Origin of the sequence: Colwellia ponticola (genome assembly GCF_005885605.1) — a bacterium.
Lineage (GTDB): Bacteria > Pseudomonadota > Gammaproteobacteria > Enterobacterales > Alteromonadaceae > Colwellia > Colwellia ponticola.
Genome location: NZ_SZVP01000215.1, coordinates 1 through 408, shown reverse-complemented (window position 1 = coordinate 408; position 408 = coordinate 1). Strand labels below are relative to the sequence as shown.

Sequence of the window (408 nt, the reverse complement as noted above, 5' to 3'; positions counted from 1 at the left end):
AAAAGGTAGAACCTTGGCCCACGACACTTGAAAGTTCGATTTGTCCGCCAAGAATTTGAGTTAATTTTTTTACAATCGTTAATCCCAGACCCGTACCGCCGTATTTTCTATTGACTTCAATTGAACCTTGAGAAAAACTGTCAAAAACGCTGACCAACTTATCTTCGGGAATTCCGATTCCGGTATCTGTTATTTCAAAATATAAGGTCGCCGTTGGATGCTCTAAAGTTTCCAGTTTTGCAATGATACTAACGTCACCATTTTTAGTAAACTTCAACGCGTTGTTAATCAAATTTAGTATAATCTGTGATAATTTGGTTGGATCTCCAATCAAGTAATCAGGGATCGCAGGATCAATTTCCAGTGTAAAGTTATTGTTGTTGACAAAAGCCAGTTCTTTTAGTGAAT

General features: G+C 37.0%; 1 protein-coding gene. It reads right to left on the bottom strand.

Going from position 1 to position 408, the window contains the following annotated elements:
• The coding region (locus tag FCS21_RS17950; protein ID WP_246047330.1) for an ATP-binding protein at positions 1 to 408 on the bottom strand (408 nt) is incomplete at both ends.